At 54.5% G+C, this 13,213-nt stretch carries 20 protein-coding genes; 9 read left to right on the top strand and 11 right to left on the bottom strand.

The annotated features are described in order from the left end of the window. The first annotated feature begins 12 nt into the window (after positions 1-12). Both guaA and APU11_RS09330 read left to right on the top strand, forming a co-directional pair. Positions 13-1,590 carry a glutamine-hydrolyzing GMP synthase gene (gene guaA / locus APU11_RS09335; protein ID WP_013098264.1) on the top strand — a complete coding sequence of 526 codons (1,578 nt, stop codon included), beginning with the start codon at positions 13-15 and terminating at the stop codon, positions 1,588-1,590. A gap of 191 nt (positions 1,591-1,781) precedes the next feature. Beyond that, positions 1,782-3,035: a site-specific integrase gene (locus APU11_RS09330; protein WP_060578448.1), complete on the top strand. Its 1,254-nt coding sequence runs from the start codon at positions 1,782-1,784 to the stop codon at positions 3,033-3,035. Here the strand turns inward: APU11_RS09330 and APU11_RS09325 are convergent. The 11 genes from APU11_RS09325 to APU11_RS09285 all read right to left on the bottom strand — a co-directional run bounded on the left by APU11_RS09325 (position 3,032) and on the right by APU11_RS09285 (position 9,145). Further along, on the bottom strand, positions 3,032-3,625 hold the full coding sequence (locus tag APU11_RS09325) for an MT-A70 family methyltransferase (protein WP_060578446.1): 594 nt from the start codon (positions 3,623-3,625) through the stop codon (positions 3,032-3,034). The two genes, APU11_RS09330 and APU11_RS09325, sit on opposite strands and share 4 nt — an antisense overlap. After that, on the bottom strand, positions 3,622-4,104 hold the full coding sequence (locus APU11_RS09320; protein ID WP_060578444.1) for a class I SAM-dependent methyltransferase: 483 nt from the start codon (positions 4,102-4,104) through the stop codon (positions 3,622-3,624). Before APU11_RS09320 ends, APU11_RS09325 begins: the two co-directional genes overlap by 4 nt. Beyond that, positions 4,101-4,259: a DUF1317 family protein gene (locus APU11_RS26730; RefSeq protein ID WP_072200396.1), complete on the bottom strand. Its 159-nt coding sequence runs from the start codon at positions 4,257-4,259 to the stop codon at positions 4,101-4,103. Before APU11_RS26730 ends, APU11_RS09320 begins: the two co-directional genes overlap by 4 nt. Next, positions 4,252-4,548, bottom strand: coding sequence for a PerC family transcriptional regulator (locus APU11_RS09315; RefSeq protein ID WP_060578442.1), 297 nt, complete (start codon positions 4,546-4,548; stop codon positions 4,252-4,254). The genes APU11_RS26730 and APU11_RS09315 overlap by 8 nt, the downstream gene beginning before the upstream one ends. A 109-nt stretch (positions 4,549-4,657) precedes the next feature. Further along, positions 4,658-4,906, bottom strand: a complete 249-nt coding sequence (locus APU11_RS09310; RefSeq protein ID WP_032634922.1) for an AlpA family phage regulatory protein — start codon at positions 4,904-4,906, stop codon at positions 4,658-4,660. A gap of 48 nt (positions 4,907-4,954) precedes the next feature. Beyond that, the gene (gene recT, locus APU11_RS09305) at positions 4,955-5,977 is read right to left on the bottom strand and encodes a recombination protein RecT (protein WP_060578440.1); all 1,023 of its coding nucleotides are present in this window, start codon (positions 5,975-5,977) and stop codon (positions 4,955-4,957) included. A 9-nt stretch (positions 5,978-5,986) separates the two neighbouring features. Continuing rightward, the gene (locus APU11_RS09300; protein WP_060578438.1) at positions 5,987-6,886 is read right to left on the bottom strand and encodes a lambda-exonuclease family protein; all 900 of its coding nucleotides are present in this window, start codon (positions 6,884-6,886) and stop codon (positions 5,987-5,989) included. After that, complete coding sequence (locus APU11_RS09295) at positions 6,883-7,182, bottom strand: hypothetical protein (protein ID WP_060578435.1); 300 nt, start codon at positions 7,180-7,182, stop codon at positions 6,883-6,885. Before APU11_RS09295 ends, APU11_RS09300 begins: the two co-directional genes overlap by 4 nt. Before the next feature lie 7 nt (positions 7,183-7,189). Further along, the gene (locus tag APU11_RS09290; RefSeq protein WP_060578432.1) at positions 7,190-8,257 is read right to left on the bottom strand and encodes a hypothetical protein; all 1,068 of its coding nucleotides are present in this window, start codon (positions 8,255-8,257) and stop codon (positions 7,190-7,192) included. Beyond that, positions 8,254-8,403 (bottom strand): hypothetical protein, encoded by a 150-nt coding sequence (locus APU11_RS28580; protein WP_162843058.1) that lies wholly within the window; start codon positions 8,401-8,403, stop codon positions 8,254-8,256. Before APU11_RS28580 ends, APU11_RS09290 begins: the two co-directional genes overlap by 4 nt. A gap of 151 nt (positions 8,404-8,554) precedes the next feature. Further along, positions 8,555-9,145, bottom strand: a complete 591-nt coding sequence (locus APU11_RS09285) for a helix-turn-helix transcriptional regulator (protein ID WP_060578430.1) — start codon at positions 9,143-9,145, stop codon at positions 8,555-8,557. Positions 9,146-9,299: 154 nt separating this feature from the next. On the opposite strand from APU11_RS09285, the gene APU11_RS09280 reads away from it, so the two are divergent. The 7 genes from APU11_RS09280 to APU11_RS28820 all read left to right on the top strand — a co-directional run. After that, on the top strand, positions 9,300-9,530 hold the full coding sequence (locus tag APU11_RS09280; protein WP_032634928.1) for a hypothetical protein: 231 nt from the start codon (positions 9,300-9,302) through the stop codon (positions 9,528-9,530). Positions 9,531-9,681: 151 nt separating this feature from the next. Then, the gene (locus tag APU11_RS28825) at positions 9,682-9,876 is read left to right on the top strand and encodes a hypothetical protein (protein WP_032636567.1); all 195 of its coding nucleotides are present in this window, start codon (positions 9,682-9,684) and stop codon (positions 9,874-9,876) included. Then, a complete protein-coding gene (locus APU11_RS09275) occupies positions 9,873-10,847 on the top strand; it encodes a DNA cytosine methyltransferase (protein ID WP_060578427.1) in 975 nt (324 codons plus the stop codon). The genes APU11_RS28825 and APU11_RS09275 overlap by 4 nt, the downstream gene beginning before the upstream one ends. Continuing rightward, positions 10,837-11,667 carry a DnaT-like ssDNA-binding domain-containing protein gene (locus APU11_RS09270; RefSeq protein ID WP_060578425.1) on the top strand — a complete coding sequence of 277 codons (831 nt, stop codon included), beginning with the start codon at positions 10,837-10,839 and terminating at the stop codon, positions 11,665-11,667. Before APU11_RS09275 ends, APU11_RS09270 begins: the two co-directional genes overlap by 11 nt. Positions 11,668-11,787: 120 nt before the next feature. Next, positions 11,788-12,129 carry a hypothetical protein gene (locus tag APU11_RS09265; RefSeq protein WP_060578423.1) on the top strand — a complete coding sequence of 114 codons (342 nt, stop codon included), beginning with the start codon at positions 11,788-11,790 and terminating at the stop codon, positions 12,127-12,129. A 61-nt stretch (positions 12,130-12,190) separates the two neighbouring features. Continuing rightward, the gene (locus APU11_RS09260; RefSeq protein ID WP_082646700.1) at positions 12,191-12,799 is read left to right on the top strand and encodes an HNH endonuclease signature motif containing protein; all 609 of its coding nucleotides are present in this window, start codon (positions 12,191-12,193) and stop codon (positions 12,797-12,799) included. Between the two features lie 217 nt (positions 12,800-13,016). After that, positions 13,017-13,213, top strand: a 197-nt coding sequence (locus tag APU11_RS28820) for an ead/Ea22-like family protein (protein WP_131729158.1), incomplete at its 3' end; no start/stop codon positions are given.

Genomic DNA, 13,213 nt, shown 5'->3' with positions numbered 1-13,213 from the left:
GAATTAGCGTCAATGACGGAAAACATTCATAAACATCGCATTCTCATCCTGGACTTTGGTTCTCAGTACACTCAGCTGGTGGCGCGTCGCGTGCGTGAACTGGGCGTTTACTGTGAACTGTGGGCGTGGGATGTCACGGAAGCACAGATTCGCGAATTCAATCCTAGCGGCATTATCCTGTCCGGCGGCCCGGAAAGCACCACCGAAGAGAACAGCCCGCGTGCGCCGCAGTATGTTTTCGAAGCGGGCGTGCCGGTATTCGGCGTCTGCTACGGTATGCAGACCATGGCAATGCAGCTGGGCGGCCACGTAGAAGGCTCCAACGAGCGTGAGTTTGGCTACGCACAGGTTGAAGTGGTGAACGACAGCGCGCTGGTGCGCGGTATCGAAGACTCCCTGACCGCAGACGGCAAACCGCTGCTGGACGTGTGGATGAGCCACGGCGATAAAGTGACCGCTATCCCGTCCGACTTCGTGACCGTTGCCAGCACCGAAAGCTGCCCGTTCGCGATTATGGCGAACGAAGAGAAACGCTTCTACGGCGTGCAGTTCCACCCGGAAGTGACCCACACCCGTCAGGGTATGCGCATGCTGGAGCGCTTCGTGCGCGATATCTGCCAGTGTGAAGCGCTGTGGACCCCGGCTAAAATCATCGACGACGCCGTTGAGCGCATCCGTCAGCAGGTTGGCGATGACAAAGTCATTCTCGGCCTGTCCGGTGGCGTTGACTCCTCCGTAACCGCGATGCTGCTGCACCGCGCTATCGGTAAAAACCTGACCTGCGTATTCGTGGACAACGGTCTGCTGCGTCTGAATGAAGCCCAGCAGGTCATGGACATGTTTGGTGACCACTTCGGTCTGAACATCGTTCACGTGGAAGGCGAACAGCGCTTCCTGGACGCGCTGGCCGGTGTCAACGATCCGGAAGCCAAACGTAAGATCATCGGCCGCGTCTTCGTGGAAGTGTTCGACGAAGAAGCGCTGAAGCTGGAAGACGTGAAGTGGCTGGCACAGGGCACAATCTACCCTGACGTGATCGAGTCTGCGGCATCCGCAACCGGTAAAGCACACGTCATCAAATCTCACCACAACGTGGGCGGCCTGCCGAAAGAGATGAAGATGGGTCTGGTTGAACCGCTGCGTGAGCTGTTCAAAGACGAAGTGCGTAAGATCGGTCTGGAACTGGGTCTGCCGTACGACATGCTCTACCGTCACCCGTTCCCGGGGCCGGGTCTGGGCGTGCGTGTGCTGGGCGAAGTGAAGAAAGAGTACTGCGACCTGCTGCGTCGCGCGGATGCTATCTTCATCGAAGAGCTGCACAAAGCTGACCTGTATAACAAAGTGAGCCAGGCGTTCACCGTGTTCCTGCCAGTTCGCTCCGTCGGCGTGATGGGCGATGGCCGTAAGTACGACTGGGTTGTTTCCCTGCGTGCGGTGGAAACCATCGACTTCATGACCGCGCACTGGGCGCACCTGCCGTATGACTTCCTGGGCCGTGTGTCTAACCGCATCATCAACGAAGTGAACGGTATTTCCCGCGTGGTGTATGACATCAGCGGTAAGCCACCGGCTACGATCGAGTGGGAATGATGTATAGCTAGTTCATAGCACATCATATCTATTCAGTAACCCCTCTAACCCTCTGTAATCGCAGAGGGTTTTTGTTTATATCTACTCATATCTATTCACTCTACACCACATTTTTCGACGGTACAGATGACGGTATTACCCGAAAGGTATACTCTCATACCGACAAAAAATGGACGCATTACGGGTGAATTGTGCTTACCGATACCAAACTGAAAAACCTGAAACCGCAGGAGAAACTGTATAAAGTTTCCGACCGTGACGGGCTGTATGTCGCCGTGCTCACGTCAGGCTCTGTCTCGTTCCGCTACGACTACCGCATTAACGGCCGCCGGGAAACGCTGGTGATCGGCCAGTATGGCCGTGACGGTATCAGCCTGGCGGAAGCGCGCGAGGAACTCATTGCTGCCAAAAAGTTGCTGAAGGCAGGCCAGTCACCTGCTGCGGCTAAACGTGACGGTATCAGGCAGATCGCCGGGGCCGAAACATTCTCGGTATATACCGACGCCTACATGAAGCACGTCACCCTAGCAGACAGTACCCGCGCCATGAAGCAGGCAGTGATCGACAGGGATATCCTCCCGGCGCTCGGCAACAAAATGATGACTGAGATAACCACCAGAGTGGTGCGCGACCTTTGCGATCGTATCGTTGAGCGTGGTGGCCGGGCGACGGCGATTCAGGTCAGGGAGATAATCAGCAGTGTGTACCGGTACGCCAACGATCGCGGTCACGGCCTGTTCAATCCGGCGGCCGACATTAAGCCATCATCCATTGCCATGTTTAAGCCGCGTGAGCGCACGCTGTCGCCTGAGGAGATCGGCATATTCTTCCGGGCGCTGGATGACGTCGGCGCGATGGGCACAATGAAGATGGCGCTGAAGCTGGTACTGCTGACGCTCGTTCGAAAAAGCGAATTCACTTACGCGACGTGGTCAGAGATAGATTTCAAGAACTGGACATGGACAATACCAGCCGACCGAATGAAGGCCAGGCGGGCACATGTGATTTATCTGCCGAAGCAGGCGCAGGATTTACTGATTGGCCTGCAGATGTGTGCTGGTGGCAGCGAATACCTTGTTCCCGGGCGCTACAACTTCCGCAAGCCATTATCGAACGCCGCGCTGAACTCCCTTATCGACCGGACCGTGGAGACCATAAACAAAGACGGCGAGAAAATTCAGGACTTCACGGTGCATGACCTTCGCCGGACGGCCAGCACATTGCTGCACGAAGCGGATTATCCTTCAGACTGGATCGAGAAGGCACAGGCACATGAACAGAAGGGCGTGCGCGCGGTGTACAACAAAGCGGAGTATGCCCGGCAGCGCGCCTATATGTTGCAGCTGTGGGCCGATATGGTTGATGCCTGGATTAACGGGGAGCACACTGATCTGGTGCCGTTCTCCCCGTCTAAGTTTGAGAGGTGGATGGAAGGAAAGGATTAAGCAGCCTCCACGTTTACGACGTTGATCGCGCAGCCAGGCAATAATTGTACCGCCGGGCCATCGCACTGGTTGCCCCAGACGTCGAAACCATGTGACGACTGGCGGGCGAAAAGCTCAATGCGCGGCACATCGCCAAGCAACTGTACCAGTTTTTCGCGGATTACGTCAGGCTTGCGCGAGTTCTCCAGGCGCGGCGCCGTGACGTGCTGGCAGATAGAGGCGTCCATGCGCGACGGTAGCTTTCCGCGCACCGCAAACAGACAGTCTTCGCTGTTCGCCCGGGTCATGTGGCCCATGCCGATCGCGCTGTTGCCTTTGTGCTTGTTCGTTTTGTGCCAGGTGAATCCCTTCATCGTCATCAGGCGGAATCCCCACGCTTCTACAACCTTCAGCGCTTCAACCGGCTGCGTCGTCACCCACCACATCGCCAACAGGCAATCTTCTGCAGCCAAATCCCAGACCGGGAGGCGGCAGATATCCAGCACGTTCATGACCGGGTATTTGAACCCGGCGCCGCGGTTGCCGTCTGCTGCTTTGTCACGGTAGACCCAAGGAGGGTCTGCGTAGATAAGAGTGTATTTTCCGGTCACTTTTCATCTCCTTTCACGAAAATTACCCAGTGGGTTTTGTCTGACTTTCCGGTACGCTGCCAGATGACTGGCTTCTCGTCGGTCAGCGCCAGGATATTGCTTGCCGGGATCTGCGTTTCGTTCCACTTGAAGATGAGCACACCGTGTGGCCACAACACCCTGAACGCTTCGGCGAATCCTGCGCGCAGATCATCTCGCCATGTTTCTTTGTTGAGCCGCCCGTACTTTTTACCCATCCACGCGTTATCGCCGACGCGCTCGAGGTGAGGGGGATCAAATACGACCACGGGGAAAGTGTTATCAGCAAAAGGAAGGGCTCGGAAATCTGCAATAAGGTCCGGGCTGATAACTAACTGGCGGCCGTCGCAAAGTTCATGCTGCTCGGCGCGGATATCACTGAAAACCGCGCGCTCGTCCTGCTTGTCGAACCAGAACATGCGGGAACCGCAGCACATGTCCAAAATCGTTGCGTCAGTCATGCCGCCACCTTCTTACTGTTCATCAGCTCAGCCAGGCGCTGAGCCTTCAATGGGTTTCTGATAACGTCGCCGCTTGGTGCTAACCATCCGCGGCGAATGATGGAATAGGGCAGCGTGACACTGCCCACGGTGATCCCGTCGTGCGGATTAGTCATACACCACCCCGCGACATCCGATCCCGCTGTAGTCCAGGTGTGGGGTGCGGTTACCTTTGGTGATGCATTGCTGGCGGCGCACCGCGATGCGGGCGCGCTCAACTTCACCAACAGCCGCATCCAGACACTGGAGCCACAGGCGGGCCGCGATGCGATAATGACCCAGGCGCTCGCGAGCAATGGCACGGCTTTCGATCTCCATCGCTTCCGGCGTTACTGCCACCACTCTTTCAACACGGCGCTGCGAGACGTAGTCTTCGTGATAGCGCTCAAGCTTCGTCTTTTTCATTTGATCGAGACCTCTCAACTGATTACCGCCGCCAGCCACATCAGGTAGGCGACCACGGCCAGATACAGGTATACATCTGACCATCTGCCGATATGCTTCTTCAGCGCCGTCATGCTGCCGCACTCACCGGGCGATACACGCGGCGGTCAACTGGCGGCTTTTTTCCGGTGAACGTCGCCGGGCTTGCCGCCTTACGTTTATCCAGCCATGCTTCAACTTCGCTCTGGTCCCACGCGCAGCGGCGATCGGTGATCCAGAAACGGGACGGGAATTCGCCAGCCTGTTCCAGGCGGTCAATCGTGCTCCATGACAGTGGCACCACCGCCAGGAGTTCCTTCTTACCAAATGCACCTTTCATAAATACCTCTCTTGGTTGCAGGTGTGGCGCCGCGGCGCCACGGTGGTGTTATTCGAATTCAGGACGCATATCGTTAAGCGTCGTCATGAATCCATGGTGATATTCGTCACCGAGCTTTTCAGCCATGGAGTTGATCTCAACTTCGGCACGATTAAACATCGCCTTGGCATCTGCTGCGGATGAATCGAGGCTGTTCAGAATTGCGCTGACGTATTCCCGCGCCTCTTCGCGATCAGAGTCAGAAACCACCGTCAGGCTCTGCTGCTCATCATCAACAACGGAATACTCGCCGGTGATAACTGCTGCGTTATCCTGGCTCAGGCCAGCTTCCGCGCGTTCATCCATCACAACAGCTTTTTGCAGCTCGATAGATACAGGCAGGTATTTGAACAGGCGGCGGATCACCGTCTTTTTCGCCATTTCGTCGAAGTGGTCAACCCACGGACCGCTGCTGCCGGCTTTACTCAAAGCACGTACCTTTTCAACGTCTGCCCGGCTCATAACTTCGAACTGGACGCCGCCATCTTTCAGGCGGGCCACGGCATAAACATGGGTCAGTTCGCCGCGGTCACCGGTTTCGCAAGGTGAGTGTTCGAGCGTTTCTTCCAGACCGTATGAGTAGCTGAATTTGTCGTTTGCATGGACGGTGCGCGCTGAGATGCTCAGGATCTGCCCGGAGCGGCGGGCAAGGTCAATCATCCCGCGATAGCCGATGATGAGCTGAGCTTCGGTCGATACCGTTTCCCAGCGTCCATTAACTTTCTGGCGCTTGTCGAACGGTATCAGGTACGCGTGGCCAAGTGCTCCGCCCGGCTCCAGCCCGAGTTGAGCGCATTGCATAATTGCACCGAGGAAACTTGCCTGGTCGCATGCGGCCAGTTTTGGGATCTTGCGAATCTCTGTAGTGGCGATGCGCGCCAGGCGGTCAGCTGTCATGTGCTTTGGAAGAGCCAGCGCCATCTGAGCTTTAATTTTTGGATCCGCGAGCAACCCTGCCAGCGTGGTAGGTTTCTCGTTATGCTGTGCAACCTGGTTCCCGGTCGCTGCTGCCTTAAGTGCGTTGGTAGACATTTTTTCTCCTTACTTCATTCTGAAAACGCGTGATGTCGTTGCTGTTTTGAATTTTTCGTACAGGTCAGGGTGCTCAGCCTGGAATAATTTCTGATCGAACCGGTTGCTTACCTGAGATTTCCATGTGCAAATCGGTTTCCCGTCGAGCGTCAGGATTGAGTGCTCCTGCATGTACAGCTTCAGCTTCTCTTCCGATACGGCGATTTCTGCTTCCAGAGACTTGCAGCGTGATTTCATGTCGCGCAGGTCGTTGAAAAGTGCCAGGGCCTTACCGTCTGCCTCGATGCTTGAACCAGCATCCTTCTCAAACATCAGAGAAATATCGCTGACTGTTGTCGCCTCAGGCGGGTTCAGGTTTATCACCCGGTCCCAGAATGCGACCTCTTTCTCCAGGATGGCCTGAATGGTTTCCTCATCACGCTCAACCCGATAGATACGGAAATCGTCACCGCCGATCAGGACGCCGAATACGCATACCTGCTTTCCTGTAACCATCAGCCCATGCATGGCCTGCGCCGTGTAATGCACCGGGATTGCATCGGTCTGAACCTCTCCCCATTCCTTAGCTTTGAACGGGCTAACCGTTTTGATCTCGATGTTCTCGCCGGTGGCCGCTTCTGCATCGATCTCTGCGGCGATAAAGCCGTAATCGCGGTGGATATACCGGTTGCCGCGATGAATAATTTCGAGTCCTGTCTCTTCAGAAAGCAGGTCAATTACGTATGGCTCCATGCGCTGGCCACGCGTGAAAACTTTCTGCTTTGAAGGGTCCACTGGTTTGATACGTGGCTGAACCTTATCCAGGTACACCTCAAGCGGAGTACGCCAAGGGCTAATCCCGAGAATACCGGCGACATCACTGCCGCCGAGGTATTTGGTCCTGTCCATGCTGCCGGCGTTCTGCATCATGCCGCGTTCCTTGCCGTGTCCAGTTGGTCAGCCAGATCCCACTTCGCGATGATGCTGGTCAGTGCGGCCTGGTATGCTGCGAGTGCCTCTTCGAATTCCGGGCTCATCATCAGCTCTTCCAGAATCTCCGTGCGAACGCCTTTGCGCTCCAGCTCGTAGAAAGGTTTCTGCAGCTGGTGGTACTTGATAGCGTCGATCAGCTCCACCTGACGCTCGTAGTGCATCTGGCTAAGCTGATAGTCGCTGTCGATGCTGGTCATGATTTTTTTCAGGTTGTTAAGTTGCTGGATGTTCATACGCACCTCAGTATTTAATCGTCTGACCGGAAACTTTTCCGGATGCGAAAGACACCAGGCATTTTTCAGCCCACTCGGTTGGGATTCCCTGAGCCACCAGATCAGCAATAACCTGGCGATTTATGGTGCGGCGATGCTCTTTGTCAGCAGCGCGGCGCGCTTCTTCATCCGCGATGCGTTTCTGTTCAGCCAGGCGCTTCTCTTCTGCCTGCCTTGCCTTAAGGCGCTCGGCCTCCACTGCTGCAGCCTTTTCGCGTTCTGCCCTGGCTTCTGCCTCCACCCTCTCGCGTTCCGCACGCTGTTCCGCTTCAATGCGCTGGCGCTCCGCCAGTTCAGCGCGGGCTTTCTCTTCAGCTTCACGGCGTGCTGCGGCTTCGAGTTCAGCCTTTGCTTTTGCTTCTGCATCACGCTTGGCCTTTTCAGCAGCTTCCCGACGGATAGTTTCTTCACGCTCAAGGCGTGCTTTTTCTTCAGCTTCTTTGCGAAGACGTTCCAGCTCAGCGGCTTCGTGCTCGCGCTTTTGTGCCACTGCCAGTGACGCTTCCAGCTGCTGAATGGTTGAATCTTTAGCCACGCCCGCCTCTGCTGCGCGTTCCTGCCAGCTTTCATCCAGCACCACGGATTTAGCCTCCTGAATGCGAGCCTGAATATCGGCAGATGGCAGGTAGTTACCGCAGGTGTCGATCACGTCAGCCAGAGCGCGCAAATCCACAAGGCGCTGCTGCAGAGCTTCGGTGCGCGCCTTTTCCGCGTCTTCCCATTCAGTAAGTGGGCGGCGTACTTCATCGCGAAGCTGATCGCATTCGGTTACGAAGCGGCGCAGTTCTGCTTCAACCACTTTCGGTTGTTCCTTCAGGCGTTTCAGGTAATCACGGCCTGGCTTTTCAACTGCCGTTTTGCTGCGTGATACCTGCGCAGCCAGAGATGCGATACGGGCGCGGCCTTTAGCAGTGCTCAGGTCAGGAACTTCGTTAACTCCATCACGGATCTGCTCAAGGAACTTGTCCAGACCGTTCTCTACGTAAATGCTTGGCGCCAGGTCCGGCGCGATTTCGATGATTGCTAATTCACTCACTTGCTCACCCCCATATCCATTTCAGTTTTTACTGCCATCTTGGTGACAAACGCCCAGTTGATGGCCTCATGCAGAGTGCGGCACTTGGTGCTCATCAGCCCGCACGCCGTAACGCAGTACCAACCGTTGATGATTTTCCACTGCATAATTCGTTACCTCAGTGTTACCGTTGAGGTAATAATTATCCTTATGTGGTTTGAAGTAAATAGGTATGATTATAAAAAATTACCCAATGGGTAATATTTAGGGCAATAAAAAAGCCGCACAATGGCGGCTTAGTGTCTGAAATATATGGTTTTAGTCTTGTGCTTTACCGTTCTGAACAATCACAAAATCGACGTAGCTCTCAATCTTGCTTTTCTCGCTCTCAGGTAATAATGCGTAGCGGGCCCGGTCGTAATGAATGGTCGCCGGGTCGCGGGGATGGATTAGCAACTCATAGCCGCGGCGCCCGAAAGCGCTGGCGATGGACTCCAGGGTGGATATGGAAACGCTAACCTCATTGTTCAGCATGCGCTGGATTGTAGCCTGGGCAACGCCGGACGCTTTCGACACCTTACCCTGAGACGACAGGTCGCGGTTGTTCTGCATCCACGCTTCGAGATTATGCGCCGCCAGCTGGCCGATATCGGAAGGGGTGATCTCCTCCTGGGGGATGGCAACAGCAGATAATGAGTGGTCGACGTCCAGCCAGTTAGACGGCTTGTTCGCCGCCTTCTCAATCTTGCGCGCCACCGTGTCGCCAACAACCTTCTGCCCGCGGGCCCAGCGGTTCACCAGGTTTGCCTGAGTTCCCAGTTTTTCCGCCAGACGAGTCTGCACCCCGTTGAAGTCACGGTCGATGATATCGTTAATATTCTGCCTGCGGATATCCTGAATACTTTTCATGCTCTGGTGAATCGCCTCATATATGAATTAGTTAGTGTGCCAATTAAAAGCGAATTTACCCCACAGGTAAATGCACCTCACAGGTAACAAACCTTGATTTTTATTACCTTCTGGGTGAATATTTGTTATCTGAAATTAATATCAGGCAATAGCTATGAGCGAGAACGAAAAATTCGACTTCAAAAAACACTGGTTGCAACTCACTCCTGATGAGCGAAATGCCTTTGCTGACGAGGCCGGAACGACCAGCCACTACATCCAGACGCATCTCACAGGTCGCCGGAAAATGCCCGGTAAGACATTGATGAATGGGCTGTTTAAGGCATGCAAACAACGCGGGTGGGTCAGAACAAAGCCGGAACTGGCTATCTTTTTCTACGAATAAAACCTCTTTCAAACCCCAATCAGGCCGCCTTCTGGCGGTCTTTTCATATCTATTCAGCCCTCTCGGGTAATAATGATCCGAATATGGTTGATCTTTTTTCGGCCATCGCACAAAATTACCGATAACAATAACCAAACGAGGGGCCGTTTTCGTGAAAATCGTCACCAGAATGGAGGCCGCTAAGGCTGGCCTGAACAGATTCTACACCGGCAAAGCCTGCCGTAATGGTCATAAGGCGGAGCGCTACGTACTGAACGGCACTTGTGTTGAGTGCGCACTTCAGAGTGCAAACCGCCACCGCAGCGAGTTCTCATCCGCTCTCAAATCCGCACGGGGTGAAGCATGAACCCCGCAGCGTATTACAACGAAATCGACCCATTTGCAGCGCAGTGGCTGCGTAACCTGATCGCCGGCGGTCATATCGCACCGGGCGAAGTTGATGAAAGGAGTATTGAAGATGTCACACCTGACGACCTGCGAGGATTCACGCAGTGCCACTTCTTCGCCGGAATTGGCGTCTGGTCTCATTCCCTGCGCCTCGCCGGATGGCCTGACGATAAACCAGTCTGGACCGGTTCCTGTCCGTGCCAGCCTTTCAGCGCGGCAGGCAAAGGAGATGGGTTTGCTGACGAGCGGCACCTTTGGCCCCACTTCTTCCACCTCATCAGCGAGCGCAGACCTGAGCATGTCTTTGGCGAACAGGTTGCAGCTGGTAACGCAAATGCATGGTTCGACCTTGTACAAGCTGACCTGGAAGGAATGGGTTACGCCTTCGGGCTTGTGCCTTTTACGTCAGCGAGCATCGGCGCGCCGCACATCAGAGAACGAGCTTATTGGGTGGCCGAGTCCATTAGCGAGCAACGTCAAAAACTGTTACCAGGACTGGAAAAAGGTAGTAGCGAGGAAGGAGGCTGGCCGCCAGCCAAACCTTCAGGACTTTGCAGTGCTGGCGGCATGGGTGACACCAACCTCACGCGACTGGAAGGACTCGGCGGGAATGACAGCGCAGCGGGATGGAAAGGACAGACTGGATCAGCTACCCCGCCAGGCGTACATATGCGGCCCCTTGAGGTTAACGGTTTTTGGCGAGATGCTGACTGGCTCTTATGTCGAGATGGCAAATGGCGTCCAGTTGAACCCGGCACATTCCCGCTGGTTGATGGGGCTGCCGCGCGCCTGGGACGAGTCGAGTCCGGGGTGGCAAGAGTGGCAAGCAGCAACCGTGTCGGCCGACTAAAAGGCTACGGCAACGCCATAAATGCACAGGCTGCGGCTGAATTCATCCGGGCTTATATGGGGGTTAGCTATGGCCGGTGACTGGATCAAGATGCGTGCCGACCTGCACACGCACCCAAAAGTTGTCCGCATGGCGTCCGCATTGAAAGCGGACAGATTGCGGATAGTTGGCGGACTACATTCCGCATGGTGTCTTTTTGATGTCCACTCCGTTGACGGTTTGCTTGACGGATACAGTGCGGACACTCTCGATGACCTGATCGGGTTTCCTGGTTTTTCCCGGGCAATGATGGCTGTAGGATGGCTCGAAGAAAATGGCGAAAGCCTAGTAATGCCGCGCTTTGAAGCCCATAACGGGCAGTCTGCCAAGCGCCGCGCACAGGACGCAGACAGGAAGAGAAACGTCCGCAAAGCGTCCGCATCAGAAGCGGACAAAAAGCGGACCAGAGAAGAGAAGAGAAGAGAAGATATAAAAGATAAACCCCACATAGGGGGCGAGCAAAATTCACCTGTGGATAACTCTGCTGGTGGCGCTGAACCAGATCCGGATGTGAACAACGCGATGCTGAATGGCTACGTCGCTCCGGGTGGAATGGGGGAGTTTGGTAAATTCCAGATGCACGACAACTGGAATCCGGATCCGCAGTTCATCAGGAGAGCTTCTCAATGGGGCATAAACCTGAAGGCGGAGATCACGCCGTTTGAGCTGGCAGACTTCATCACGTACTGGAAAGCGGAGGGCAAGGCATTCCACCACGACCAGTGGCAGCAGAAGCTGGCGAGAAGCGTGCAGCAGTCAAGGGCAAGGCCAGTCGCCCAGCAGCAGCGAAGGGATGTCAACGACGTTCCGGAGCCCGACAAGGCCATACCGCAGGGATTCAGGGGCTACCAGGCCACATAGCAGCATCGGCGCGACAGCGCATTTTTTTACGCCCATATAATTACCTTGCAGGTAACAAAATATGCGCATAGCTATTGATTTTAACTCTAATGTGGATTTAAATTACCTGAGGGGTAAATCATGAGAAAGCAGTTACAGGCTCTTGGTCGACTCAAGACAGGCCAGATGAACAAGACCGAAGAGGCTTATGCCGAGCACCTGAAGCGCATCACCGGCACTGTCATAGCCTGGTACAAGTTCGAAGGCATCAAGCTGCGACTGGCTGACAACACGTTCTACACGCCGGACTTCGCAGTAATGCTCACCACCGGTGAGATGGAGTTGCACGAAGTGAAAGGGTTCTGGACTGACGACGCCAGGGTAAAAATCAAGGTCGCCGCCGACATGTACCCGTTCACGTTCAGAGCGCTAAAGCCAATACCAAAAAGCAAAGGTGGTGGCTGGAACTGCGAAACGTTCTGAATCGACGATCCTTTTTGATATCAACGTAATCAATAACTTATACGGGTAAGCGGGGGTAAAGATGAAACCGAGTTATGAAGAATTGGAAGCCAGATGCGCGGCGCTGGCTGACTTATTTGGCGATGTGAAAGAGATTTTTGGTTTTAAGTATCGCTATTTCATCACCTCAAAGGGGCTCATTTTCTCATTGGCCTCTGGCGAACTAAAGCAATTAAACCCAACCATGCGCGGCAAGAACAGAAATCAGTATCTATTCGTTAGGCTGGAGCTTGAAGGAAAACTAAAAGGCGTGAACATCCACCGATTAGTTGCTGAAAACTTTCTCGGCCCTAAGCCTTCTGATGAGTACGTAATTAACCATAAAGACGGGAATAAACAAAACAATGATGTTTCAAACCTGGAGTGGACGACGGTAGCGGGCAACACTCAGCACGCATATAGAACAGATTTGGCCGGGGGAAGAAAACACGGATCGTATAAAGGTCCAGTCTGCGCTGAGAACGAGGAAGGTTTTGGGTATGTGTTCTTTGACAGCAAACAGGCCATCGAGGCTGGATTTAACCCAAACTCAATCAGGGACGCTGTTGTTAAGCCATGGAAGAAAGTATTCGGATTCTATTTTAGCCGCATCAATACCGAAGTTCAGCTTCGCAAAGGAGTGCAGTCATGAGCAATCTCCTCCCATGTCCTTTCTGTGGTGGCGTAGCGCATGTCGCAAGTGAAGCAGACCATCCAGAATATGGCTCTGGCGGTCGATTCTATTTTGTCCGATGTGGTTCGTGCCGCGCTCAATCCGGTAGCAAATATGCCGGGCCTGGTAATGACTGCCCGATTTTTTATTCAGAGCTTAGAGCTGAGTGGAATCAGCGAGCAGAAGGAGCCGCCCAATGAGCAACATCGACAAACGCGCATTACGGGAAGCGGCGGAGAGGGCGACGCCTGGCAATTGGTGGATTGATAGTCATGGGCAGGCCATGGTGTCGTTTATCGACAACGACGTTCTGGAGGTGTTTGCCACCGATAACAAGCGCGCCCCCGTTCGGCATGAGGATACCGTTAACCTCTCTCGGTGGCAAAACGACAA

The sequence above is a fragment of the Enterobacter sp. 50793107 genome (genome assembly GCF_001463365.1).
GTDB lineage: Bacteria > Pseudomonadota > Gammaproteobacteria > Enterobacterales > Enterobacteriaceae > Enterobacter > Enterobacter cloacae.
Note: the sequence above shows the minus strand (reverse complement) of the source record. Positions and strands in the feature narration are given on the sequence as shown.

What these genes read in the sequence shown, in the direction of transcription:
- guaA (WP_013098264.1), top strand. Translation starts at nt 13, where the DNA reads ATGACGGAAAACATTCATAAACATCGCATTCTCATCCTGGACTTTGGT.
- APU11_RS09320 (WP_060578444.1), bottom strand. Translation starts at nt 4,104, where the DNA reads ATGACTGACGCAACGATTTTGGACATGTGCTGCGGTTCCCGCATGTTC.
- APU11_RS26730 (WP_072200396.1), bottom strand. Translation starts at nt 4,259, where the DNA reads ATGACTAATCCGCACGACGGGATCACCGTGGGCAGTGTCACGCTGCCC.
- APU11_RS09315 (WP_060578442.1), bottom strand. Translation starts at nt 4,548, where the DNA reads ATGAAAAAGACGAAGCTTGAGCGCTATCACGAAGACTACGTCTCGCAG.
- APU11_RS09310 (WP_032634922.1), bottom strand. Translation starts at nt 4,906, where the DNA reads ATGAAAGGTGCATTTGGTAAGAAGGAACTCCTGGCGGTGGTGCCACTG.
- recT (WP_060578440.1), bottom strand. Translation starts at nt 5,977, where the DNA reads ATGTCTACCAACGCACTTAAGGCAGCAGCGACCGGGAACCAGGTTGCA.
- APU11_RS09300 (WP_060578438.1), bottom strand. Translation starts at nt 6,886, where the DNA reads ATGATGCAGAACGCCGGCAGCATGGACAGGACCAAATACCTCGGCGGC.
- APU11_RS09295 (WP_060578435.1), bottom strand. Translation starts at nt 7,182, where the DNA reads ATGAACATCCAGCAACTTAACAACCTGAAAAAAATCATGACCAGCATC.
- APU11_RS28580 (WP_162843058.1), bottom strand. Translation starts at nt 8,403, where the DNA reads ATGCAGTGGAAAATCATCAACGGTTGGTACTGCGTTACGGCGTGCGGG.
- APU11_RS09285 (WP_060578430.1), bottom strand. Translation starts at nt 9,145, where the DNA reads ATGAAAAGTATTCAGGATATCCGCAGGCAGAATATTAACGATATCATC.
- APU11_RS09280 (WP_032634928.1), top strand. Translation starts at nt 9,300, where the DNA reads ATGAGCGAGAACGAAAAATTCGACTTCAAAAAACACTGGTTGCAACTC.
- APU11_RS09275 (WP_060578427.1), top strand. Translation starts at nt 9,873, where the DNA reads ATGAACCCCGCAGCGTATTACAACGAAATCGACCCATTTGCAGCGCAG.
- APU11_RS09270 (WP_060578425.1), top strand. Translation starts at nt 10,837, where the DNA reads ATGGCCGGTGACTGGATCAAGATGCGTGCCGACCTGCACACGCACCCA.
- APU11_RS09265 (WP_060578423.1), top strand. Translation starts at nt 11,788, where the DNA reads ATGAGAAAGCAGTTACAGGCTCTTGGTCGACTCAAGACAGGCCAGATG.
- APU11_RS09260 (WP_082646700.1), top strand. Translation starts at nt 12,191, where the DNA reads ATGAAACCGAGTTATGAAGAATTGGAAGCCAGATGCGCGGCGCTGGCT.